Origin of the sequence: Enterobacter sp. MGH119 (assembly GCF_001037675.1) — a bacterium.
In the GTDB taxonomy this organism is placed as follows: domain Bacteria; phylum Pseudomonadota; class Gammaproteobacteria; order Enterobacterales; family Enterobacteriaceae; genus Enterobacter; species Enterobacter hormaechei_C.
On the sequence record NZ_KQ089931.1, the window covers coordinates 142,205 to 166,541 of the forward strand.

Consider the following 24,337-nt stretch of genomic DNA (forward strand, 5'->3'; position numbering starts at 1 on the left):
CCGGAGGCAATATGGAAATTACTAACCCAATCCTTACCGGCTTCAACCCGGACCCGTCCCTGTGCCGCCAGGGCGAGGACTACTACATCGCCACTTCGACCTTCGAGTGGTTCCCGGGCGTGCGCATCTACCACTCCCGTGAGCTGAAAAACTGGTCGCTGGTCAGCACGCCGCTGGACCGCGTGTCGATGCTGGACATGAAGGGCAACCCGGACTCCGGCGGCATCTGGGCGCCGTGCCTGAGCTACGCCGACGGCAAATTCTGGCTGCTCTACACCGACGTGAAGATTGTCGACTCGCCGTGGAAAAACGGCCGCAACTTCCTTGTCACTGCGCCCTCGATTGAGGGACCGTGGAGCGAGCCGATCCCGATGGGCAACGGCGGGTTTGACCCGTCCCTGTTCCACGACGACGATGGCCGCAAGTACTACCTCTACCGTCCGTGGGGGCCGCGCCACCACAGCAACCCGCACAACACCATCGTGATGCAGGCGTTTGACCCGCAGACTGGCACGCTCTCGCCCGAGCGTAAAACCCTGTTTACCGGCACGCCGCTCTGCTACACCGAGGGCGCGCACCTGTATCGCCACGCGGGATGGTACTACCTGATGGTGGCCGAAGGCGGCACCAGCTACGAGCACGCCGTCGTGGTGCTGCGTTCAAAAACCATCGACGGGCCGTACGAGCTGCACCCGGACGTGACGATGATGACCAGCTGGCACCTGCCGGAGAACCCGCTGCAGAAGAGCGGCCACGGCTCGCTGCTGCAGACCCACACCGGGGAATGGTATATGGCCTACCTCACCAGCCGCCCGCTCCGCCTGCCCGGCGTGCCGCTGCTGGCCACCAGCGGGCGCGGCTACTGTCCGCTGGGCCGCGAGACCGGTATCGCCCGCATTGAATGGCGCGACGGCTGGCCGTACGTGGAAGGCGGCAAGCACGCGCAACTGACCGTGAAAGGCCCGCAGGTGGCGGAGCAGCCCGCAGCCGTTCAGGGCAGCTGGCGGGACGATTTCGACGCCAGTTCGCTCGACCCGGAACTGCAGACCCTGCGCGTTCCGTTCGACGACACCCTCGGCTCGCTCACCGCGCGCCCCGGCTATTTACGGTTGTACGGCAACGACTCGCTCAACTCGACCTTTACACAGTCGACCGTGGCGCGCCGCTGGCAGCACTTCACCTTCCGGGCGGAGACGCGGATGCAGTTCTCGCCGGTTCACTTCCAGCAGAGCGCGGGGCTGACCTGCTACTACAACAGCAAAAACTGGAGCTACTGCTTTGTGGATTACGAGGAGGGGCAGGGCAGAACGATTAAGGTGATCCAGCTTGACCACAACGTGCCGTCATGGCCGCTGCACGAGCAGCCGATTCCCGTGCCGGAGAGTGCGGAGAGCGTATGGCTGCGGGTGGACGTGGATACGCTGGTTTACCGCTACAGCTACTCGTTCGACGGCGAGACGTGGCACGCCGTGCCGGTGACGTATGAGGCCTGGAAGCTGTCGGATGACTACATCGGCGGGCGCGGCTTCTTTACCGGCGCGTTTGTGGGGCTGCACTGCGAGGACATCAGCGGTGACGGCTGTCATGCGGACTTCGACTACTTCACCTACGAGCCGGTTTAACGGCTCAGGCCGGGTAGCCCAGCGCGCGTGACAGCGCGAGCCCGGCCTGCTGAAGCTGTTCGCGGAAATTAGCCAGCTCTGCGTCGTCCACGCGCGAGGTCAGGGTCGACAGGCTCAGGGCGGCGATGACGCGGGATTCATGGTTCCACACCGGCACCGCCACGCAGCGCACGCCCTGCTCGTTCTCTTCGCTATCCAGGGCGTAGCCCTGCTCGCGGGTCTGCGCCAGGGCGCTTATTAGGGCTTCGCGAGAGGAGAGAGTAGCGGGAGTAAAGGTGGTGTACTGATAGCCCTCCAGCAGGGCGTTCAGCTCGGCCTCGCCCAGCCAGGCAATCAACACCTTGCCGATGGCGGTGGCGTGAACCGGCAGGCGGCGGCCAATGCGCGAATAGGCGATGGCGGCCAGCTTGCCTTCAATCTTCTCGATATAGACCCCTTCACGCCCGTCCAGGATCCCCAGATGGGTAGTCTGCCCGGTTCGCCGGGACAGCTCCGTCAGCCAGCCTTTCGCCTTCTGACGAATATCGATGGAGCCCACGACAAAATGGCCGCGCTCGACCAGCTTCATGCCGAGGCGATATTTGCCGTTCTCCGGGTTCTGATCGATATAGCCGTGAAGCTGCAGAGTTTTCAGCAGCGAGTGGAGGGTACTCTTGCTCAGCCCCATCAGTTTGCTGATGTCGGTGATCTTAAGCTCGGTGGCCTGCTCGTTGAACAGGTCGAGGATCTGCAACGCACGTTCAACAGACTGAATAATCGGCATAATGCTGGCATGTCCACGCTGGAATGAAGGCGAAAACGTACCTTTTTCGGGGTGAAAAATCAATGAAATGGAGCTGGCCTGATTCGCCCGGCGGCGCTTCGCTTGCACGGGCCTACGGGTTGTGTAGGCCGGGTAAGCGCAACGCCACCCGGCAAAAAGAGCGCGCAGTATCAATATCATTGCCGGTACGTCGTTTGGCTCAGTTCGGTATAGTCAGGTTTCTTGAAAATTCAACAGCAGAAACTGACTGTACCTTCCATAAGTTGTCTTCTTTAACCATGCAGTCTATGACTATGTGGTCCTTCTTTTTACCGAATGCAATGTATACGTTGACACAGACTGGATCGGTATCCCCTGCTATGGCTGTTACATTCTGCGGCCAGTCATCGCCGACGTATTGCGCTTTTAAAAATATATCGGCCTCGTAAAACTCTTCGTCTGCATAGCGAGGATCCTGCGCGTGACGGAGTTTTTTCATTGTTGATGCTGTGACATATTTATCTATTTCGTTTCCATCAGTAATGGGAAATATGTCTTTGTTGATTTGATTTACGTACCAGCTGTTAAATTTTACAGCAAGCTCAATTGGATCAGAAAGGCCAGCCGTTGCATAGAAAGAAAATATTAAGAGAAGCGGTAAGATATTTTTCATATCAATAGTGCCTGTAAAGGGTGATTTTTGGCCGTATCTTCCGATGCGCACCAGGCAATGCGTCAATGACTGCAACATCACCCTCAATAGGGGGGTCATACACTTTACTGAATCCTGCCTTCTCAAGAGAACGCCAGAAGTTTTTTGCATCAGCGCCATCAATCTTCAGTCCTCCGGCGCGGATAGCTGCAGCAACGGCGCGGGGGCAGTAACCGGTATTTTTATGATGTGCGTGGCTGCGGGCATACGACACAGCTTCATGCTTATTCCATGACATAAATAATCCTTATTAACGAAATGCAGCAATAAGGAAATATTACGCCGCTAATATACGGTGTTTTGTAATTGATAATGATCTGATATTAACCATTATCTACTCAGTAAATAATGGTCAATAAAAATATAAATATCTATTATGGTTAATGCCTATCTGAGAAAGTGTCAGTAAAATGAATTTTTCTGCCCGACGATAACGCTGTTGTCGTTTTGAGTGTTTTCTCCCTCTCCCTGTGGGAGAGGGCTGGGGTGAGGGCACCAGACCGCAGAGGAGTCAATCACCCCCCAAGCGTCGCCACCATCACCGCCTTAATCGTATGCATTCGGTTTTCCGCCTGGTCGAACACGATGCTCGCCGCCGACTCAAACACCTCGTCCGTCACTTCCATCCCGCCGTGCAGATCGAACTCCTTCGCCATCTGCTTGCCGAGCGTGGTCTGATCGTCATGGAACGCCGGCAGACAGTGCAGGAGCTTCACGTCCGGATTGCCGGTGAGCGCCATCATCTGCGCGTTCACCTGATACCCGCGCAGCAGCGCAATCCGCTCCGCCCACTTCTCTTTGGCTTCGCCCATCGACACCCACACGTCGGTATAGATAAAGTCCGCGCCCTTCACGCCCGCCGCCACGTCTTCCGTCAGGGTGATTTTCCCGCCGTGCTTTTCCGCCAGCGCGCTGCACTCTGCCACCAGGCTCTCTTCCGGCCAGCAGGCTTTCGGGGCCACCAGGCGCAGATCCAGCCCGGTCAGCGCCGCCGCTTCCAGCATCGAGTTGCCCATGTTGTTGCGCGCGTCGCCCGCGTAGACCAGCGTCATCTCGTTAAACGCCTTGCCCGGCAGGTGCTCCTGCATGGTCAGCAGGTCCGCCAGCAGCTGCGTCGGGTGGAACTCGTTGGTCAGCCCGTTCCACACCGGCACGCCCGCATACTGCGCCAGCGTCTCGACGACTTCCTGGCCGTGGCCGCGATACTGAATGCCGTCGTACATCCGCCCGAGCACGCGCGCGGTGTCCTTAATTGACTCTTTATGCCCAATCTGGCTGCCGCTCGGCCCTAAATACGTGACGCGCGCGCCCTGGTCAAATGCGGCAACTTCGAAAGAGCAACGGGTACGGGTCGAGTCTTTTTCGAAGATGAGCGCGATGTTTTTACCGGTAAGCTTTTGTACTTCCTTGCCATTTTTTTTATCGGCTTTGAGCTGTGCGGCAAGGGTCAGCAGAGAAGTGAACTGTGTAGGGGTAAAGTCGAGCAATTTCAGAAAGTGTTTCTTGTACAGATCAGACATTTTATCCTCACATGGCGAACGCCACTTATTGAATTAAAATTCACTTTATATGTGTAATTATTCATTTGCAACCCCGTTTCACAAATCTTTCCAACAAAGGTGGAGGCAAACCCGTCCGTGTGTGAAAATAGAAGTATCTGCCGCACTTTAAAGAGGATTGAGCCATGGCAAACCCGGAATTACTGGAAGAGCAACGCGAAGAGACGCGTCTGATTATTGAAGAGCTGCTGGAAGACGGTAGCGATCCGGACGCGTTGTACACCATCGAGCACCATTTCTCTGCGGATGATTTCGACGCGCTGGAAAAAATGGCCGTGGAAGCCTTCAAGCTGGGTTACGAAGTGACCGAGCCGGAAGAGCTGGAAGTGGAAGAGGGCGACACCGTCATCTGCTGCGACATCCTGAGCGAAGGCGCGCTGAAGGCGGAGCTGATCGACGCGCAGGTAGAACAGCTGATGAACCTGGCCGAGAAGTTTGAAGTGGAATACGACGGCTGGGGAACCTACTTCGAAGATCCGAACGGTGAAGACGGCGAAGAAGGCGACGACGAAGATTACGTCGACGAAGACGACGACGGCGTGCGTCACTAAGCGTTTCAGGCGGTGGCGCGCGCCACCGCTTTTTCAAGGCAGAACCATGGATTACCCGCAGATACTCGCCCCCGTACTCAACTTCCTCCAGTGCCCGACCCCGCAAGCATGGATTGATAAAGCCCGCGACCCGGCGAACCTGCCGCTGCTGCTCACCGACCACATGGTGTGCGAGCTCAAGGCCGCCCAGACCGCGCTGCTGCTGGTGCGTAAATACGTCGCCGACGAAAGCGGTGCCGACGCGCTGCTCGACTGGCTCAAACCCTACGAACAGTTCACCTTCCGCGACGGCCCGGAGCCGGACTTCATCGCCCTGCACAGGCAGATCGGCAAAAGCGTGATGCCCAAAACCGACGACCCGTGGGGCCAGGCGCTCATCGACAGCATGGTGCTGCTGATTAAAGAGGAGCTGCACCACTTCTGGCAGGTGCGCGAGGCGATGCTGGCGCGCGACATTCCGTACGTCAAAATCACCGCCAGCCGCTACGCCAAAGGGATGCTGAAGGACGTTCGCACCCACGAGCCGCTGACGCTTATCGACAAGCTCATCTGCGGCGCCTATATCGAAGCCCGCTCCTGCGAACGCTTTGCCGCGCTGGCCCCGTTCCTCGACGACGACCTACAGAAGTTCTATCTCTCGCTGCTGCGCTCGGAAGCGCGCCACTATCAGGACTACCTGACGCTGGCCCAGCAGGTAAGCGACGACGATATCTCACCGCGCATACAGCATTTTGGCGAAATTGAAGCCACACTTATCTCGACACCGGACCACGAGTTTCGCTTCCACAGCGGCGTGCCGGTGTAACCCGGCATAACTCAAGGATAAGGATGCGAGATGAATAAAAAGTGGACCCGTATTGTGATTGTCGTCATTGCGGCTGCCGCCGTGGCGTTCTGGGTGTTTTTCGACAGGCAGCGCGCTCCGGAACGGCAGATGGATAACGCCCTCAACGCGATGCCCGCCTGGCAGGTGATTAAGGAGCAGGAGCCCGCGCTGCATCAGCGCATCCTCGACCAGATGGCTGCCCTGCAAAAAGCGGGCGAGCCGGAGCAGCAGATTATCGACACCATCCAGCCGCAGATCCTGCATCTGCAGATGACGCGCCTGCAAAACGCCCCGGACGCCAACGTGGTGAACTACATGACCATCAACATGGAGCAGACCGCCGCCATCCAGAAGGTGAGCGACGACGCCTGCTTCCGCTTCCTCTACCCGATGGTGAAGGGCGGCATCAACCCGATGCGCATGCTGGATAAAGACCTGATGGCGCGGCGCATGCAGGCCGATGCGGACATGATGCGCGCGGCCTACGGCAAAAACCGCCACACCGTGACCCAGGCCGAGCGTGAGGCGGCCGTCGAGGATGTGCGACCGATTATGAAGCAACTTGCCGATCAGTACGGCGAGGATATCCAGCTGTTGCAGATGCCGGAGAAGGCGGCGGGCAAAGAGAAGCTCTCCTGCGATATGGTGCAGGAGATGTGGGCCAAGGTGCTGGCGCTGCCGGAGCAGAAGGCGGCGGGGGTGATTCGGCTGGCGGTTTCTGAGCTGGACTGACGAAGGGCGCTGGTTTTTTGGGCACTTAGCGCGGGTTTAGCGCGTCGTCGCTTGCATGGCGGCGCGCGACAGGTATAATCCACAACGTTTCCGCATCCCCTTCAGTGCCGAAGTGGCGAAATCGGTAGACGCAGTTGATTCAAAATCAACCGTAGAAATACGTGCCGGTTCGAGTCCGGCCTTCGGCACCATTAGTACTTTCAAGATCATCCGATAAAGTCCAATTATTCCTTAAAAATCAATACCTGCAGCGATTTTCACATCCTCAGTTGTCCGTTGAAATCCTGATGTCATTGGTGACATTTTAACTTCGATTAGAAATGTACCCCCAAATGAAGCTCAACGGTAGTCAGGTCGAGACCGCAGAGCCAAAAGACTAAACCTACAAAATGGTCGATGGTGGTGGATTGTATCTCGAGGTTTCGGCCAAAGGTTCTAAATACTGGCGCATGAAATACAGACGTCCCTCAGACCAAAAAGAGGATCGCCTCGCTTTTGGTGTTTGGCCTACTGTGACGCTTGCTCAGGCAAGAGCAAAGCGCGATGAAGCTAAAAAGCTGTTAGCGCAGGGCATTGATTCAAAAGCCGAACGGAAAGAAGCTCAGGCCGAGAATTCGGGGGCATATACTTTCGAAACTATCGCTCGTGAATGGCATGCCAGCAATAAGCGCTGGAGTGAAGATCACCGATCGCGCGTTCTACGTTAGCTTGAGCTTTATATCTCCCCTCATATTGGTTCGTCCGACATCCGCCAGCTCAACACTAGTCACCTGTAAGCCCCGATTAAAAAAGTTGATGCCAGTGGTAAACACACGACGTCGCACAGCGCCTGCAACAGCGCGTCACGGCCATAATGCGTTATGCCGTACAGAACGATTACATCGACTTAAATCCAGCCAGTGACATGGCCGGTGCGTTATCGACAACCAAAGCGCGACACTATCCCGCATTTCCCTCTAGCCGCTTCCCTGAGTTTCTTGCTCGTCTTGCCGAATATCGTGGCCGTGTAATGACACGGATCGCGGTCGAGCTTTCACTGCTGACTTTTGTTCGCTCTAGCGAAATGCGTTTTGCCCGTTGGGATGAGTTTGATTTTGAAAAGGCTCTCTGGCGCATACCGGCGAAGTGAGAAGAGATAAAAGGCGTGCGTTACTCGTACCGTGGCATGAAGATGAAAGAGGAACATATTGTTCCACTTAGCCTACAAGCTGTGTAGTTGTTAGAGCAGCTCAAGCAAATCAGTGGTGATAAAGAACTGCTCTTTCCGGGGGATCACGACGCAACAAAGGTCATGAGTGAAAACACCGTGAATAGTGCATTACGAACGATGGGCTATGACATTAAGACAGAAGTTTGCGGCCACGGATTTAGAACGATGGCACGTGGTGCTTTAGGTGAGTCAGGTTTATGGAGTGATGACGCGATAGAACGGCAGTTGAGCCACTCGGATCGTAATTATGTACGTGCGGCTTATATTCATACTTCTGAGCATTTGGATGAGCGTAGGCTAATGGTGCAGTGGTGGGCTGATTATTTGGATGATAATCGAATGAATATTATATCTCCTTTTGGTTTTGCGAAAAAAACTTCGAAGTATTAAAAGTGACCTTGCTATTTTAAACAGCAAGGTCAATAGGATCAATTGAAGTATGTCTTTGACTTCAATCCGTTCCATTCCAGTTTAAATTTAAGTAGGAAAGATAACCGGCCATGTGAATTTTCAATCTTATCAATATACTGCTTAAGATTTATCGCTGATTTACTTTTACTACTTAATAATGTATCGCTATAACTATTGTTACCAACATTATCGACTGCTCTTAAAATACAGGTTAATGACTGCGAAAATTCATGCTCAGTTATAGACTCGATGTCGAGTAAATTCATTTTTTGAATCCATAGTAATGCAGTAATATGAATGATGTTTCTTTCCGCTGTAATGTTTTTAGATGACTGCGCCCAGGTTAATGCTGTATTTAGCTCTCTAATTCTGTTGTTGATTTCATCTGATAAATTACTTCCATGATATATGTTGTAGTACGCCTTCGCCTTCTGAACGTAAAAGTCAGGTTCCTGACCTTCAATATCTTGAAGGCGGTTATATATATCGATTATTAAATCAGCCGCACCTTTGTGCCCCTCTGTAAATATATGGTTTAAATTATCAAACTTTCTTATCGAAGTGGCTAGAACTTTATCACGCGGGTATGTATTTTTTAAGAAGCTAATAATGTTATCTACACACCAATCTTTACCTTTACTGCGGTAAAACTCTCTCAGCAATGCTACAACCCAGCTTGAAGCGTAAGATGTTATCTTAAAGCTTGTGTGGTCATATTTTTCTTCGTTCTTTATTTTTTCTATTTCAAGGTAGGGTGAGTAGTTCTCACAAATCTCTTTTGTTTGATTGAGGTTAATACCCCCAGTTATTATTTCCTGCCCGGTAATGCTATATTTAGTAGCGATAACACATAAACAAATATATAATTCTTGACTTGCGACGATTTTACTCAAGTAATTACTCTCGCCAAGGACTTGATAAACATTAAATATTTTATCTAGGAGGTATTTTCCTTTGGTGAAAGTTGGGAGTCGTACTTTTATTGCACTTTCATTTATTTTTGAAACCTCTGGTTCTGAAAGTTTGTTCGACAAAGTATAAACAATACTTGAATCATCAGCATCTAAAAAATATTCCTCGTCGCTATTGTTAAGATCAGAACACAATAAGATTGTTGTTTTTTTGTTTTTGAGGAATCTTTTTTGTAGTCTTATTTTTTTTAATAATTCAACATCAAGGACATTGGAATCGAAAAAGATTACAGAGTTATCTTGACCAATAAGTTTATTTAAAGAGTGGTTGTTTAACTTGTTGTTTGAGTTTATGACGAAGACTTTTCTATCTTGAATGTTGCTTAACAATTTGTAACAAAGCAAAGTGCGTCCAGATACCCGGGCACCTTTTATTATAACAACATCCTTTTCGCGTAGTGATTTTGCAATATCATCTTCATTTTTTCTTTTTCCATAAAAATAAGGGATAACTTGACTGCTATAACGTTCTCCATTGTTAATATGAGCTATGCCAGTTAAAAAATAATCTCTGTTATCTTCTGGAGAATTTGATAATACTTTAATAGAGTGACTAAACTCTTCAAGTTCAGGAGTGCTTTTGGCAGACTTTTGATAAGCTGAATTAATTAAGGTGTATATTTGCTCGTATTTACCTTTGTCAAACAATATTATACTGTTAATCCCCATGTTGATATAATCTTGTTCATCAATTTCATCGAGTTTTTCATTTAGAAATATTATGTTTTGAGTTTGCTTCCTTTCGGATTGTGACTGTTGAGCGATAGCGAATGCTAAATCAATTTCATCCGTCAGACTGCATCCAATATAGATTATATTTTTTTCTTTAAAGTCTAATTGCAATAATTCCAGCATTCTTCGGTTAGACTCTAACGAAGTTAAGTAGTCTGATCTTTTAAAAATAAGTCTGCTAACTTCGTGTCTCATTTCATATTGAATGTCACCGTGAATTTTATATAAAGTCGGGTGATTTTTCGATTCAAAAGATAAATGCGCATCGTAAGGGAGTGCCACTTTATATTCAGAACAGTTTTCTATCGCATCATCCGCGTTCAGGGTATAAATATATGGCCATTTAATATCTCGAATAAACCCTTTTTTTTGACTATCCAGCTCTACTCCATCAAAGCTCTCAATGAGATATTTATTTCTTCTTTCCTTGTCAACCCATTCGTCATTAAAGAAAAAATCACTAATTTCACTAAATTTTTTTTGTTTTAGTTTTTCTTTTTTGTCTACGGTTAGCTTCTTTTCTTCAACAATCATTTCGATCATTTTATCTGAAAGCTGAGTTCCCGAGGGAACCCTTTTTCTTGCCTTTGTTTGGCAGCCAACAGTGAAACCAGAACCAATTATTGGAATTAAATTATTATTTGAAAAGCAATTTGATAGTAAGTCAACTATCTCGGTTGAATTGTGTTGATAATAAGATATCTTACTCATTTGATCCCTCTTGATTTTTTATTATCTATTGTTAATGTATACCTTATATTTTTATCAGAATAATCCGATTCGATCAATGGGGTGGGGGGAACTTAAGATTTCGGCAACACTATTCATTTTTTTAATTAGTAGAGAGCAATGCGCGCAATGCTCTCCCCGCCCCGCCTGCCCGCTTAAGGGGGCGCTTTTCATGCAGGTGCATGACCGGCCTCAGGGCGCGCCAGTGCTGGCGCTGGTGGGTGTTCCAGTATCGGTAAAACGCATGCAAAACCATGCACCTTATGCATGCATGGCTTTTTTACGTAAAAATGGCGGGATTTTCGGGAATTTTTAAGCGGACTACTGCGCGGCCAGTTCTGCACGGCGGCGGGTGTAATTCAGGCTCTGTGCAGGTGTGAATTCTTCACGATTATCATCGCGCGAGGCCGCGTCAGGCCTGAATCCGATGGCCGTAAAAATGTCATTATCCTGCGCCGAATAATTAATTTTTTTCACCGACTGCCAGCCAGAGTTGTAGCACCTCGCGAAGATAGTTGAGTGAGTGCTGCATGGCACAGCACTGAACTGCAGGATGTTGCACGTAATAATTCATCAGCTCAGGGGCAAGGGCGGCGGCCAGCTCCGCGCCGTGTGCCTGCATAAAATCTTTTAAACGGTCGCGGATGCTGATGCGCTGCACCACCTCATGCGAACGTATATCTTAAAAATAATTTTTTGTGAAATAAACCAGATAAAAATATTTGCTCCTGTGCAATTGAGTAACATTATTACTGTCCCTATGCTATAAATAAATCCAATGACAGAAATATCAACTAAGAGCCACGTTTATTTGATATTTTATTGTTGTTGCATTATTTTTTGTTTTGTTTCTTTCGGTGGGGCAAGTCCTATTTTTTTTTTTTTTTGATTTTAAATGAAAAAGATGAGCCTTGTGATTATGTTATTTTTTATAAAGTGATTAATTTTGGAAAATTAATTTTTTAATCGCATGTTTACATAAGAAACATGCGATTGTTTTTTAGTTGAGTTTTTCAAGAGCAATTATTTTCTCATTACTTGCTAACTCATTTATTACATCCTCTAATCTTTCGCTGAAATCTGCATCGGTAGCAACAGAAGTAATTGCATCTATCAGGTCAGAATAGAAATCCTCATCACCAGTTAGCCTATGCCAGAATTCTTTACCCGTATAAATAGGATGGTAATATTGTTTTGTGATCCTTTTATAGCTTGCATTTAAATCTGATTGTTCACCATAAAGGACACCAATGATAAGATCGTCATGCGGTATTCGAAGATTATTAGTTCTTGCTAAATTTAGTACGTCTCTAAAATGTCCGGTAATCGATTCTACATCATCTTTATTAATAGTATTAGGCCCGGCTTTAATTTGGCAATATTTTCTATGACCATCTATTTGGTCTATAAATTCTATGTCTACTCCAGAAGTTGTACTCCCGTACGACTCCCTTAAAATACTAATGAAATTTTGCATGTTTTGACCGAATGAAGTAGTTATAGAAGTTCCTAAGACCCTCGGCAATATCAACGCTCTGGCTATGCTCTGTGCAGATGCTTCACCGGTTAAATATTTTGCTAAATAAATTGTTAGAAAAGGATTTATGTCAAATTCATTTGGATTTACAAGTTTAACCGTATTCTTGATATGATTTGCTGCAATGGATTGACTAAACCATTGTTTTACTTGCTCCAAAATCAAATCTTTGTCTTCCATATCTTCCTCAATTTTCATAACAAAACGCTAAACAAACGCTTGTAAATACTGTATAATAAAACAGTGTTTAACAAGTTTGGAAGCGTCATATGTCTGATGTCCAAGATTTTTTCCCTAAAACGAGTAATGAGTATCTTTCGCTCGAAGTGCTTGCTGATATCCTTTCAGAATCAAAGCGTACACTAGATGCTTGGGTTTCTAAAGGGATCTTGAGCCCGTCGTCAACACCAGGCGATAAAGTTTTATTTAATCTACAGGATTTATCTCATTTTCCAGAGATAAATCAATTGATTAGTAGCGAGTGGGAAACGGAAGAGCATATTTTTCCTTCTCGCTCATATAAGTTAGTCGAACTTTTCGCTGGTGGCGGCGGCTTGGCTGTTGGGCTTGAAAAAGCTGGATTTGATAGCATCTTTCTCAATGAATTAGATAAAGCAGCTTGTGCAACACTCAGACACAACAGACCGCATTGGAATGTTGTTGAAGGAGACATATCTAGTATAGATTTCACTAAGATCAGTGAAGATGTTGATGTTTTAACTGGTGGCTTTCCATGTCAGGCATTTTCTTATGCAGGTAAAAAATTAGGATTTGAAGATACAAGAGGTACACTGTTCTTTGAATTTGCACGTGCTGTAAAAGAATTACAGCCGAAAGTTTTTATGGCGGAAAATGTTAGAGGTCTGTTAACACATGAAAACGGAAGAACCCTTGAAATAATCCGTGAAATTATTCATGAGCTTGGTTATGAGCTTGTTGAACCAAGAGTTCTCAAGGCAATGTTTTATAAAGTTCCACAAAAGCGAGAGAGGCTTATTCTTGTTGGCGTTAGAAAAGATCTCGCAAAACGCGCTGTATTTAAATGGCCCTCACCTTATAAGCGAGTCCTGACTCTTAGGGATGCTTTTTATGCGGGAGAGCTTTATTCTACAGATGTTCCTGATTCTCCTGGCCAATTATATCCGTTAAGGAAAAAGGAAATCATGTCCTTTGTTCCACCAGGTGGATATTGGAAAGATCTTAGTATTGAACTTCAAAAAGAATATATGCAAGGAAGTTACTTTCTTGGCGGTGGTAAAACCGGAATGGCGAGACGCTTATCGCTTGATGAGCCTAGCTTAACCCTTACAACTTCCCCGGCGCAAAAACAAACTGAAAGATGTCACCCTGTGGAAACTAGGCCATTGCAGATACGTGAATATGCTAGGATCCAGACTTTCCCTGATGAATGGGAGTTTAAAGGATCACTTGGAGCTATTTATCGTCAAATAGGAAACGCCGTTCCGGTAAATATGGCTGCAGCATTGGGACGATCTCTTGTTCGCCTACTTAATGATATAGAATCAAACTAATCTAATAGGCAGCCTTTGGCTGCCTGATTAACTCTTAAACACCTCCCTCCGATGCCACTCCACAAATCCCTCCCTTGGATAATTCCCTTTCACCATTGGCAACGCAATCTGCTTCCCGGCAAAATCCCAGAACAACCGCCCAACGATCCCATTCCCATTCACCGCCTCAGACACCAGTACCCGCATACTATCATCTAGCCCGATCGAGCCCTTATCAAACGCTTTATGATGAATTGAACACAACGCCAGTCCGTTTGGGATCTCACACGGTCCGCCAAACTGCTTCCACTTGATATGCGCGGCTTCAAGTCCAACAGAGGCATTGTCATGCCGCATGTTGAATCCGCAGATGGCACATTCATAGTTATACGCACGCAGCACCTGCTGGCGGAACAGCGGATCGCGAATCTTGCGGATTTGCTGGATATCAAAACCCATCTCATCCGCGATCTCTTCCTGAATGCTTTCAGGAAAGTGCGCTTCAAGGATCTGCTGCGCCAGCGAGCCGATCCGGTTTTTGTTCTTACTCAGCAGCGCAAAGTGTTCTTCATCAAACCCGCCTGCGACATTATGTTCCACAAGTTCTTTAACAGGCGGTTGTTTACTGCCAGTAGTTGAACAGAACTCAGTATTCTGAAGATCCCAAAACCCGTCCCTATTGAGCCGCCAGAAGGGCATATTTGGGTAATGTGCCTTCCGCTGTGGGCCAAAGCGTTCTAACAGGCTAAGCAGCTGCTCGTGAACCTCGGTTCCGTAATCAAAGAGTCGCGCATGTCCCTGCTGATAGTTCGCCAGCACGTACAGAAGCAATAAAGGCTTATGCGGCGCACGTTGTTCGCCTTTGCGCCAGATGGTGATGTCGGCAATCGCCTGTTCGAGAGTTTTGCTGGAAGCCATCGCGTTACGGAAGAAAGTAAATAATTGCGATGATGCTCGCAAAACCCAGACCAATCAACCCGTAACCAACAAAAATATGACCTTAATGAACCCAACCCTATTTCCTGAATCCTCCTCGCAAATTCCAAATTTACCCCACCCAAAACCGCTGTATTTATATTCAGCCCTGTATAATGAGCACCACAAATTACGCCGAACGGCAAAGAAAGTATCAAAGAGAATTTAACGAGGAATTCGCGATATGAAGGTGCTGCAACACCCCCATACCGCTAACCACAACAACTACTGAGGAGTTGAAAATGGCTGCGACGAATTTTAAGCCAGAGTTTACTGTTTGCAAAACAGAATCAGACGCTTTCACCGGCATGATTGAAAACCGCGAGTTGGTACGCAAAAACAGCGCCCGCCGACTTCACGGCAACCAGCCCAACGCGGCGCCCGTCCACCCTCGCGCGGAAACGCCGCAGGACAGTGCCGCCTGCTGCGAACTCTATGCACGCATAGACATGAAATACCTTCTTCTGGGTGGCGAGTGGTTAACCCGCGCGGGCTTTATCAACGGCATGCCCGTAAAAATCCGCGCCATGAAAGACTGCATCGTGATTACGCCACAGCATACAAGAGAATTATGGGGATGCCTGGAGGGTATGAGCGTGGTGAATATCAATAAGCAGAAAGTCGCGCAGTGGTTAAAAACATTTCCGGGAGCGTTAAATGACACCGGCGATATTCCGATAATTAAGCGCAACGCCTGATAAAAATCCCGGCTCTGGGCCGGGATTATTATTTAAGCTGCGTTTCAAAATACCGGCACCCCCAGCCCAACCTTCACCTCCCTCAACGTCCCTTGCGTCACCCCTTGCGCCCGTTCCGTCCCGCGCTTCAGCATCGCCATCAATTCCCCCTTATCCCGCAAATACATCGCCCTCCGCTCCCGCATCGGCGCAATCAACTCCTGCAGGCACGCTTCAAGCTCGTTCTTACATACCCGGTCACCCAGCCCGCCCGCCTGATAGTGCGCCTTCATCGCCGCCACTTTCTCCTTGTCAGGGTGAAACGCGTCGAGGTACGTAAACACCACGTTCCCCTCAATCTGCCCCGGGTCGCTCACCTTCAGGTGGTTCGGGTCGGTGTACATCGCGCTCACCGCACGGTGAATGGTCTCTTCACTGGCCGAAAGGTGCAGCGTGTTGCCCAGCGATTTCGACATCTTGGCGCTGCCGTCAATGCCGGGCAGACGGCTGGTGTCGCTCAGCATCGCCTTGCAGTGGCGCAGCACCGGGGCGGGCAGCAGGCTGTTCATCTTGTGCACAATCTCGTTGGTCTGCTCAATCATCGGCAGCTGGTCGTCGCCGACGGGCACGCACTCGGCCTTAAACGCGGTGATGTCCGCCGCCTGGCTGATGGGGTAGGCCATAAACCCGACCGGCAGCGAGCGGGCGAACCCCTTCTGCGCAATCTCGTTTTTCACCGTTGGGTTACGCTCCACGCGGGCGACGGTGACGATGTTCATATACAGCATCGTCAGCTCGGCGAGGGCGGGCAGGGCGGACTGCAGGCAGATCGTGGTCAGGCTCGGGTCGATGCCGGCGGCGAGGTAGTCGGCCAGCACTTCGGGGATGTTATCGCGGATCTTCTGCGGGTTGCTGCCGTTGTCGGTCAGCCCCTGCAGGTCGGCAATTAGCACAAACTGGTTGTGCGTGTGCTGGAGCGCCACGCGCTGGCGCAGCGATCCGACGAAGTGGCCGAGGTGCAGCGAGCCGGTTGGGCGGTCGCCGGTGAGGATGGTTTGCGTGTTCATAAAGACTCCTTAATGTGCAGTTGCCGAAAGGGGTCTGAGATGTGAGAAAGCCGCCTTTCGGCGGCTATCTGAAAATGGGGAAAACTACTCCGTGCCGCCTTTAAGAAGGCAGCCACCAGCGGTTTACGGTGAGCACGGCGTGGTTTATGTTCATCTCTTTACCGTACCACGTCCGGCGCGAAAAACAAAAGGGCTCGTCATGCTGCAATCTCTCAACCACCTGACCCTCGCGGTCAGCGACCTGCAAAAAAGCGTCACCTTCTGGCACGAGCTGCTGGGGCTGCCCCTGCACGCCCGCTGGAATACCGGGGCCTATCTCACCTGCGGCGATCTGTGGGTCTGCCTGTCGTTCGACGAGGCGCGCCAGTACGTGCCGCCGCAGGAGAGCGACTACACCCACTACGCGTTTACCGTCACGGAAGAAGATTTTGAACCGTTCTCGCACAGGCTGGAGCAGGCGGGCGTCACCGTCTGGAAGCAGAACAAAAGCGAGGGGGCGTCGTTCTATTTTCTCGACCCGGACGGGCACAAGCTGGAGCTGCACGTGGGCAGCCTCGCCGCGCGGCTGGCGGCGTGTCGCGAGAAGCCCTATTCGGGCATGGTGTTTGCCTCAGACGAGGCTTGAGGCGCGTACCTTCAGCCTGCCCGCCAGCGTCACGTGCGTGGCGGCATCTTCCTGATTGCACAGGTACTCCACCGCCAGCCGTCCCAGCTCGCTGTAGGGCAGCTGGATACTGGTCAGCGGCGGGGTGAGCTGCTCGGAGATCTTCTGGTCGTCGTAGCCCGCCAGCAGCATGTCCTGCGGGATACGCACGCCATTCACCGCCAGCGCCTGGTAGCAGCCAATCGCCAGCCAGTCGCTGGCGCAGAAGATGGCGTCCGGGCGCTCGGCCAGTTCCAGCAGCGAAGCTGTCGCGGTAAAGGACTCGCTGAACTGCCAGTTGGTTTGGCGCACCAGACCGTCGTCGCACGCGAGTCCGGCCTGCTGCAGCGCGGCCTGGTAGCCCGCCAGACGCTGGCGCGAGGCTTCCATCCAGCTCTCGCCGGTGATGTGGGCGATGCGCGTGGCCCCGCAGGCGATGAGGTGTTTAGTGACCTGGAAGGCGTTGGCGTAGTCGTCCGGGATAAACGACGGCAGCAGCGGCGAGCCAGGGTCGCGCTGGTTGAGCAGCACCAGCGGGATGCGGGTGCAGTCCTGGAAGGCCGTCATGTCCACCAGCGTGGTGACCGGTGAGGCGAGGACAATCCCGATGCAGTTGCGCTTCTCCAGCTGGCGGATGATGTTCAGCGCCAGCTCGATGTCGTCGCCGTAGTCGTAGACGGTGAGCAGGGTCTCGTTGCGCCACGCCGCTTCCCGCGCCTGGCTGATGGCGTCGATAAACGGGTCGAAGCTCTGCATGGAGCTCACCAGCAGGGCGATCTCTTCCTGGTTGCGCGGAGCGTGAATGGCGGGGAGGCGGTCGTAGCCGAGCTCGGTAGCGACGCCGATGACCCGCTGGCGGGTGTCGTCGCTGAGCTTGATGTTGCGGGACTGGTTGAGCACCAGCGATACCGTCGCCTGCGACACCCCTGCCGCCCGCGCAATATCGTTCATCGTCACTTTCGTTTTTCGCTTCATCCGTCCTCTCCCTTTCGCGAATTCGCATCATACCCTAACCGCACGCTTTAGCGCCGTCGATCACGTTTCTCAATCATCGAAGCGTGAACTTTGTGAGGGGCATCGCTTTTCTCAACGCCGTGATTTGCGCATTTATCCTGCAACTAATATTTATTAGCTAAATATTATCAGTAAGAGGACGCGTAATGAAAGAGCAGTGGAGCAGGGAGCAGGCACAGGCGTGGTATCAGCAAAAAGGCTGGCTGTGCGGGTTTAACTATCTGCCGTCGACGGCGGTGAACTGGACCGATATCTGGCAGGCAGAGACCTTCGATGCCGAAACCATCGAGCGCGAGCTGGGCTGGGCGGCGGAGGCGGGCTATAACACCCTGCGCATCAACCTGCCGTTTATCGTCTGGGAGCATGACCGCGACGGGCTGATGGCGCGCATCGACCGCTTTTTGACGATTGCCGACGGTCACGGCTTCAGCACCATGCTGACCCTGATGGACGACTGCGGCTTCTCCGGCGACGAACCGTACCTCGGCCCGCAAAAGCCGCCAGTGCCGGGCAAACACAACAGCCAGGCGGCGGCGAGCCCGGGGCGCGACAAAGTGTGCGATCCCGACTGCTGGCCGCAGATTGAGCGCTATATCCGCGACGTTGTGCGCCAGTTCCGCGACGATAAGCGCGTGCTGTTGTGGGATCTCTACAACGAGCCGGGCAACCGCGGCATTTTCGCGACGGGCACGCAGGAGGTGCAGTACGACGCGAAGCTGGAGACCTGCGCCCATGAGCTGATGAAGCTGGCGTTCCGGTGGGTGCGTGAGGAGGACCCGACCCAGCCGCTCACCGTCTGCGCGTGGCGCCTGCCGCCGGAAGAGGAGGGCGAGACGTTCTTCCAGCATCCGCTGGACCAGACCGCGCTGGCGCTCTCGGACGTGGTGAGCTTCCACGCCTACACCCACACGGGGCGCATGACGGCGATTATTCAGCAGCTGCAACAGCTTGGCCGTCCGCTGTTCTGCACCGAATGGCTGGCGCGCCACGTGGGCAGCACCATCGAAGAGCAGCTCCCGCTGATGTACGCGGCGAAGGTCGCGCCGTACCAGTGGGGGCTGGTGCGCGGCAAAACCCAGACCTGGCTGCCGTGGCCGGTGGTGATGAAGGAGTCCACGGACTACTGCCGCCTCTGGTTCCACGACGTGTTCGAGGAGAACGGTATCCCGTTTTCACGCGCTGAAATCGCGCTGATGAAGAAGCTGCGCAAAATCGCCCCGGATCCGCAGGGCTAATAATAACGACCCGGCGCGCTGTCGCCGGGCAACCAGGTACGCACTATGGCAACGACAATGAAAATACCGTCTCGCGAGTTATGGTCCTACTTTGGCTATGGTTTAGGTCAGTGTTTTAGCTTTGGTTTAGTGGGTTCGTTTATTAACTATTTTTACACCGACGTGCTGGGGATCTCGGCGCTGGCGGCGAGCACCATCTTCCTGATTGCCCGTGCATGGGACGCAGTTCACGATCCGCTGTTTGCCAGCATTATGGACACCATTAACAGCCGGTTCGGCAAGTTTCGCCACTTTTTGCTGATCGCGCCGCTGCTGATCACCGGCGTCACGCTGCTGTCGTTCTATAAAATCGAAGCGGATATGACCACCAAAATCCTCTACGCCGGTGTGACGTATATCCTGTGGGGAACGCTGTACGCCATCTCCGATATCCCGTTCTGGTCGATGTCGTCGGTGATGACCAACGACTCCGCCCAGCGCACCCGCGCGGTGACGGCGGCAATGCTCGGGGTGAACGCCGGGATCGCTTGCGCCAACATCTTCTTCCCGAAGCTGGCGGCGTTCTTCGCCCGGTACAGCAACGATAAAGGCTACTTTATGGCGGCGCTGGTGATGATGCTGGTGGGGCTGCCGCTGATGCTCAACGGTTTTATGCAGATCAAAGAGCGCGTGCCGCCGAGCCCGGAAAAGGTGACCATCCGCGACACCTTCCACAACCTGCGCCAGAACAAGCCGCTGTTTATCGTCCTGCTGTCGTTCTTTTTCTGCGTGTTCCACAACGTGGCGGGCGGGCTCTATATCTATTTCTTTATCAACAATATGGGCGACGGCAGCCTGCAAATGGCGATTGGCGTGATGGGCATTGTGGCGGCGGTGCTGTGCCTGGTCGCCCCGATGCTGACGCGCCGGATGCAGAAGCGGAAGCTGTTTATGATCCTCTGCGGGCTGGACGTGGCGGTGCGCGTGGTGATGTGGTTCACGGGCTATCAGCACACGGCGCTGCTGTTTATCCTGCTCGGCCTGAGCACGCTGTTCGTGATGATGACCAACATCCTCACCTCGTCGATGATTGCCGACACCATCGAGTACGCGGAGTACCACACTAACAAGCGCTGCGCGGCGATCACCTTCTCCGGGCAGACCTTCACCGGCAAGATGTCGGTGGCGGTAGGCGGCGGGTTAATCGGCGTGTTTCTGACGATGATCGACTATGTGCCGCAGGCGCAGGCCCAGAGCGATAGCGTGCTGTCGGGGCTGTTCTTCGGGATTTGCCTGCTGCCGGCGATTGGGTCGCTGATCCGCATGGGCTTTATGTCGCGCTTTACCTTTACCGAGGAGAAGCATGCGGAAGTGTGTCGGCTGCTGGCAGAACGCAGGCGGGGGAGCGAGCAGAATGGCATCGTGGATGAGGCGTTGACCCGCCCGGTATCGGTCAATTAATCGCTTCAGACGCCTGCTTTGCAGGCGTCTGCTTCTAATTCCGCAGCTTCAGGGACTCGGGGAGGTGGAGTATCGAGCTCTGAATACTGGTTCCGATGGTAAAAGGGACGATCCACAAACGTAGCGCATGGCTGTCCGGCTTATGAAGTTCGAAGGGATGGGGAAGCGCATCGCTAAAACCGTCATGCTGCGGGTAGATCAGGATCATATCGCCGCGGCTATCGAGATATTTCGTTCCGTAGGCCAGCATCTGGTAAAGATCGCTTTGCGAAATGTTAAAGCCAGGTTTATGAGGCTTAATCTTTTTCCATTTCGTATCGCAAATAATTGAAGAATGTTTCGACGTGTTATACGGGCGAAGCCAGATATCCGGCTTGAGTCTAAACATATACCTGGTGTGATATCGAGCCAGAGTGTGTGTTTTTGCTTGGGTATCAATTTGGTAACGTTGATGATGATGATGCCTCATCCACGCCGCAACAAATGATTCAAATACCGCTTCCATTGGAAAGAGCAGCGATATGGCATCAGCATGACCCTGCATACAAAGTGGTGACTCCCCGTGTAGGATCAATTTGGCCCACTCCAGCGCCTGTTCATAGTGATGCATATGCCTGTCGAGGCGAACCAGATCGAACGCGTGTGCGGTATCAACAACGGGAGGAATACCTTCGAAGGCCGACTGCAAGGGGCGAAGCTGCTGGATGAGCTGAGGGTTGCGGGTCAGGCGCGAAACCGTATCGATGGCCGTTTTGAGAATGCGGTTCTCCGGTCGGTCAACACTGTACTCGTCATACTCCACCTGAAAGCGATCCCGGCGAACGCTATTTGTCGACAGTTGTGCTGAAACCCGCAGTTTTCCCTTCATCCACGGTAGATTCTCCTGCTGGCGAAGGTAGTCACGCTTAAGACCCTGCTGCAGGACCGCCTGGACGCTCTGGATAAATTGATGAATAAAGATATCCATCAGCGGCATGCGCGAGGTTTTGATACTGGCGGAGGTTGTGGCGATGTGCCGGAAGGTTTTCAGCGTGCGCAGCATCATCATCAGCTGTTCGCGGGCGTTATCATGGCCGGTCTTTGGCAACACCTCGATGAACGCTCCTCCCGGCAGCGCAATGACGCCGACATAGTTTTTCACCTGCAGCACCTTCACGCGCCCGACCGTTTTCAGCGTCAGCAGGCGCGCGTCGTATTCCGCATCGTCGTTCAGGCAGCATTTCTCCAGCCACGCAAAACAGGCCGGAGGAAGCTCCACTGCGTCCTTAACCCGGCCGCTGTCCTCTTTACTGACCAGATAACCGTATTCAAAGGTGGACCACTGCCGCCGCCCGGTCATTCGTCGTTCTCCGCGCCTCGCGCACCTGCATCGTAAATCTGACGCCAGGCGATGGCATTATTCCAGACAGGATCGTCTTCGCCTGCAAGGTGATAGCGCTCTCCCTCTTCCTGCAGATCGTCCGATGCATCCGTTCCAAACAGCCGCTGAATATTTCCCTCGTTTTTGATCGAACGGATGAAGCACAGGGCGGGATCCTGCTTCTGGTTATCTCCAAGGACCAGACGAATTTTCTGCCAGTCGTTGTAAAAGTACTCCTCCAGCAGCGGCAGCACTTTATTTTTAATCACCCGCTGCAGACGGGCGAAAGCAACGTCATCGTCCTCCGTCTCAATTACCGGTATGAAAAAAGCGTGCCCGAGCGTGTGCTCGCTATCGTACAGTGCCTCAATGCGTTCATTGAGCATCTGCAGTAGCCGTTTGAGATCGATACCTTTGATGACGTGGCCTTCCAGAATGGAGGCTTTCGGCAGCATGGCCTTAAACTCGAAGCGGCGGCGCAGGGCGGTGTCCAGAGCGGTCAGGGAACGGTCCGCGGTATTCATGGTGCCGACCAGGAACAGGTTGTTTGGCACGCTGAATTTTTCGCCCGAATAGGGTAGCGTCACGCTCAGGGCCTCGGGTTCACCCATGCGCTTGGATTTCTCAATTAAGGTGATGAGCTCTCCGAAAATTTTGGAGATATTGCCACGGTTAATCTCGTCAACAATCAGCACGTAGTTCTGGCGTTTTGCCGGTGCATTTTTTTTCGGTGTGACGGGAAGATTATAATTATCATGAAGATAGTTGAGGATACCCCGGACATACGACTCGTTGTGGATATCAATCCCGTTGTTCTGATACCAAGCTTTGATGTCCTTCACGTAGGCGTTGTATCCATTCCCCAGATCCCCTTTTTTGCTGTTTAAAGGGAAGATGCCGAAGTTCGTTTCACTTTTATAGGTGACGCCGAACGGTTTACCTGATGTCGTTTTGAGCGTGGCGGCTTCGCCATTCAGCAGTTCTTTTTGAAACTTTGATAGCGCCTCGTTCAGCGCCAGCTGTTCACCTGCGTAACCAAACGCCGCATCCTCACAGATTTGCTTAAAGACGCCGGATTTAATGTCATAGCGAACGTTACCGTCACGGGTGGTATCGGCGCGTAGCCCTTCAATAAACTCTTCATAACCAAAGCTTTGGTGGAAAGTGACAAAGCGGATGCGCTGTTCGGAGACCAGCCGGTCATAAAGCGCTTTAAGTGCGTTTCGGTAATCACTGCCCTGAAGGCCATCCAGCAGGCGGGAATACTCAGCGGGTTCACAGGCACGGACGGCATGCTCAACGGTGGAATAGGTTTTACCCGTCCCCGGAGGGCCATAGAGAATGACGTTCAGTGGAACATCCGCCACGCTCTCATCCGTATCCTGATCGTCGTCTTCGGCCCAGGACTCGCTACCTACCAGGCCGATATCGCTCTTATCTTTGATGAAATGCGTGTAGAGATGCCACAGCGACATATTGAGTTCGACAGGGTCTACATGGCCGCCCAGCTCGCGGTTCAGAGCCGCCTTCAGCTCCAGGTTTTTTTCAAACCACGTCCCTTTCCCGGCGAGCCCAAGCCCGAAGCGGTTATTACAGTAGTTATAAATGCGGGAAAACATTTTGGTATTTACCACGTTCGAAACCCGCTCAGGGTACAGCGTGGCAAAAGCCCGGTGACACAACGCCCAGTACTGTTTCTTGAGAATGGATTTGGCCTTAAGCGCCTGTAGCTTGTTGACCACCTTTTCATATACGGCCGGGGTGCAGCCCTGTGCCATCAGGGTTGTGATTTCCCGCAGGTGAATCTGGGCCGCATTGTATTCGTTCTGCGACATTCCACCCTGTTTAATGCTGGCGACGCCGTTGGAGCGTTCATACCAAAGTGCCTTGATAAGGCTTTGATCACGAAACTCGGGTCGCTCTGTCGCTACGCGTTTGACCATCTGGTGATAGGCTGGCCCCCATTTAGGGCTGTATCGGCTGTTGTTATTGATATGCTCATTAAAGAAGGGGGCTAACGCGGTGCGATCCTGAACCATCATAAACTCCGGAAGTCGGGTAAAGGCGGTAAAGGTCAGTAT

General features: G+C 51.9%; 22 protein-coding genes, 1 tRNA gene and 2 pseudogenes. 12 read left to right on the forward strand and 13 right to left on the reverse strand.

From position 1 onward, the window contains the following. Positions 1-11: 11 nt before the first annotated feature. Positions 12-1,622, forward strand: a complete 1,611-nt coding sequence (locus SK53_RS15410; protein ID WP_048209748.1) for a glycoside hydrolase family 43 protein — start codon at positions 12-14, stop codon at positions 1,620-1,622. A gap of 4 nt (positions 1,623-1,626) precedes the next feature. Here the strand turns inward: SK53_RS15410 and xynR are convergent, their stop codons facing one another. The 5 genes from xynR to SK53_RS23835 form a co-directional block, all read right to left on the reverse strand. Continuing rightward, on the reverse strand, positions 1,627-2,385 hold the full coding sequence (gene xynR / locus SK53_RS15415; protein WP_048209814.1) for a DNA-binding transcriptional repressor XynR: 759 nt from the start codon (positions 2,383-2,385) through the stop codon (positions 1,627-1,629). Positions 2,386-2,584: 199 nt separating this feature from the next. Further along, positions 2,585-3,037 (reverse strand): DUF3828 domain-containing protein, encoded by a 453-nt coding sequence (locus SK53_RS15420; RefSeq protein WP_048209749.1) that lies wholly within the window; start codon positions 3,035-3,037, stop codon positions 2,585-2,587. Position 3,038: 1 nt separating this feature from the next. Next, on the reverse strand, positions 3,039-3,314 hold the full coding sequence (locus SK53_RS15425; protein WP_075262536.1) for a CHAP domain-containing protein: 276 nt from the start codon (positions 3,312-3,314) through the stop codon (positions 3,039-3,041). A gap of 277 nt (positions 3,315-3,591) precedes the next feature. Further along, positions 3,592-4,596 (reverse strand): ornithine carbamoyltransferase, encoded by a 1,005-nt coding sequence (gene argF / locus SK53_RS15430; RefSeq protein WP_048209750.1) that lies wholly within the window; start codon positions 4,594-4,596, stop codon positions 3,592-3,594. Next, positions 4,566-4,661: a putative translational regulatory protein ArgL gene (locus tag SK53_RS23835; RefSeq protein WP_213014347.1), complete on the reverse strand. Its 96-nt coding sequence runs from the start codon at positions 4,659-4,661 to the stop codon at positions 4,566-4,568. The genes argF and SK53_RS23835 overlap by 31 nt, the downstream gene beginning before the upstream one ends. Before the next feature lie 99 nt (positions 4,662-4,760). On the opposite strand from SK53_RS23835, the gene rraB reads away from it, so the two are divergent. The 5 genes and pseudogenes from rraB (at position 4,761) to SK53_RS15455 (ending at position 8,344) form a co-directional block, all read left to right on the forward strand. Then, positions 4,761-5,186 carry a ribonuclease E inhibitor RraB gene (gene rraB / locus SK53_RS15435; RefSeq protein ID WP_003862940.1) on the forward strand — a complete coding sequence of 142 codons (426 nt, stop codon included), beginning with the start codon at positions 4,761-4,763 and terminating at the stop codon, positions 5,184-5,186. 46 nt (positions 5,187-5,232) lie between these two features. Beyond that, positions 5,233-5,991 carry a tRNA isopentenyl-2-thiomethyl-A-37 hydroxylase MiaE gene (gene miaE / locus SK53_RS15440; protein ID WP_048209751.1) on the forward strand — a complete coding sequence of 253 codons (759 nt, stop codon included), beginning with the start codon at positions 5,233-5,235 and terminating at the stop codon, positions 5,989-5,991. 30 nt (positions 5,992-6,021) lie between these two features. Continuing rightward, positions 6,022-6,744, forward strand: a complete 723-nt coding sequence (locus tag SK53_RS15445) for a hypothetical protein (protein ID WP_048209752.1) — start codon at positions 6,022-6,024, stop codon at positions 6,742-6,744. A 106-nt stretch (positions 6,745-6,850) separates the two neighbouring features. After that, a tRNA-Leu gene (locus tag SK53_RS15450) sits at positions 6,851-6,935 on the forward strand. A 198-nt stretch (positions 6,936-7,133) separates the two neighbouring features. Beyond that, a pseudogene (locus tag SK53_RS15455) lies at positions 7,134-8,344 on the forward strand (tyrosine-type recombinase/integrase). 38 nt (positions 8,345-8,382) lie between these two features. Here the strand turns inward: SK53_RS15455 and SK53_RS15460 are convergent. Then, positions 8,383-10,779, reverse strand: coding sequence for an SIR2 family protein (locus tag SK53_RS15460; protein ID WP_082137261.1), 2,397 nt, complete (start codon positions 10,777-10,779; stop codon positions 8,383-8,385). Positions 10,780-10,969: 190 nt separating this feature from the next. On the opposite strand from SK53_RS15460, the gene SK53_RS15465 reads away from it, so the two are divergent. After that, positions 10,970-11,113, forward strand: coding sequence for a hypothetical protein (locus SK53_RS15465; RefSeq protein WP_048209754.1), 144 nt, complete (start codon positions 10,970-10,972; stop codon positions 11,111-11,113). A gap of 5 nt (positions 11,114-11,118) precedes the next feature. Here SK53_RS15465 and SK53_RS15470 read toward each other — a convergent pair. Continuing rightward, positions 11,119-11,476 (reverse strand): annotated as a pseudogene (locus tag SK53_RS15470) (phage polarity suppression protein); the annotation flags it as partial. A 321-nt stretch (positions 11,477-11,797) separates the two neighbouring features. After that, entirely contained in the window at positions 11,798-12,514 is a 717-nt protein-coding gene (locus SK53_RS15475; protein WP_029882215.1) for a PmeII family type II restriction endonuclease, read from the reverse strand. 89 nt (positions 12,515-12,603) lie between these two features. Between SK53_RS15475 and SK53_RS15480 the strand changes: the two genes are divergently transcribed. Continuing rightward, positions 12,604-13,866, forward strand: a complete 1,263-nt coding sequence (locus tag SK53_RS15480; RefSeq protein ID WP_048209755.1) for a DNA cytosine methyltransferase — start codon at positions 12,604-12,606, stop codon at positions 13,864-13,866. Between the two features lie 27 nt (positions 13,867-13,893). Here the strand turns inward: SK53_RS15480 and SK53_RS15485 are convergent, their stop codons facing one another. Continuing rightward, positions 13,894-14,763, reverse strand: a complete 870-nt coding sequence (locus SK53_RS15485; RefSeq protein ID WP_048209756.1) for a phosphorothioated DNA-binding restriction endonuclease — start codon at positions 14,761-14,763, stop codon at positions 13,894-13,896. Between the two features lie 299 nt (positions 14,764-15,062). Here SK53_RS15485 and SK53_RS22875 point away from each other — a divergent pair, with 299 nt between their 5' ends. After that, positions 15,063-15,518 carry a SymE family type I addiction module toxin gene (locus tag SK53_RS22875; RefSeq protein ID WP_075262537.1) on the forward strand — a complete coding sequence of 152 codons (456 nt, stop codon included), beginning with the start codon at positions 15,063-15,065 and terminating at the stop codon, positions 15,516-15,518. Positions 15,519-15,562: 44 nt separating this feature from the next. Here the strand turns inward: SK53_RS22875 and trpS are convergent, their stop codons facing one another. Next, positions 15,563-16,564 carry a tryptophan--tRNA ligase gene (trpS, locus tag SK53_RS15495; RefSeq protein WP_048209757.1) on the reverse strand — a complete coding sequence of 334 codons (1,002 nt, stop codon included), beginning with the start codon at positions 16,562-16,564 and terminating at the stop codon, positions 15,563-15,565. Positions 16,565-16,763: 199 nt separating this feature from the next. Here trpS and fosA point away from each other — a divergent pair, with 199 nt between their 5' ends. Beyond that, positions 16,764-17,189, forward strand: a complete 426-nt coding sequence (gene fosA, locus SK53_RS15500) for a FosA/FosA2 family fosfomycin resistance glutathione transferase (RefSeq protein ID WP_048209758.1) — start codon at positions 16,764-16,766, stop codon at positions 17,187-17,189. Here fosA and SK53_RS15505 read toward each other — a convergent pair. After that, a complete protein-coding gene (locus SK53_RS15505) occupies positions 17,175-18,182 on the reverse strand; it encodes a LacI family DNA-binding transcriptional regulator (RefSeq protein WP_048209759.1) in 1,008 nt (335 codons plus the stop codon). The genes fosA and SK53_RS15505 overlap by 15 nt on opposite strands. Before the next feature lie 185 nt (positions 18,183-18,367). Here SK53_RS15505 and SK53_RS15510 point away from each other — a divergent pair, with 185 nt between their 5' ends. After that, a complete protein-coding gene (locus SK53_RS15510) occupies positions 18,368-19,456 on the forward strand; it encodes a cellulase family glycosylhydrolase (protein ID WP_048209760.1) in 1,089 nt (362 codons plus the stop codon). Positions 19,457-19,501: 45 nt separating this feature from the next. Continuing rightward, positions 19,502-20,896 carry an MFS transporter gene (locus SK53_RS15515; protein ID WP_048209761.1) on the forward strand — a complete coding sequence of 465 codons (1,395 nt, stop codon included), beginning with the start codon at positions 19,502-19,504 and terminating at the stop codon, positions 20,894-20,896. Positions 20,897-20,930: 34 nt separating this feature from the next. Here SK53_RS15515 and SK53_RS15520 read toward each other — a convergent pair whose 3' ends face one another. Both SK53_RS15520 and SK53_RS15525 read right to left on the reverse strand, forming a co-directional pair. Further along, positions 20,931-22,235, reverse strand: a complete 1,305-nt coding sequence (locus tag SK53_RS15520; RefSeq protein WP_045897450.1) for an McrC family protein — start codon at positions 22,233-22,235, stop codon at positions 20,931-20,933. Next, positions 22,232-24,295, reverse strand: a complete 2,064-nt coding sequence (locus SK53_RS15525) for an McrB family protein (RefSeq protein ID WP_032608431.1) — start codon at positions 24,293-24,295, stop codon at positions 22,232-22,234. Before SK53_RS15525 ends, SK53_RS15520 begins: the two co-directional genes overlap by 4 nt. Between the last annotated feature and the right edge of the window lie 42 nt (positions 24,296-24,337).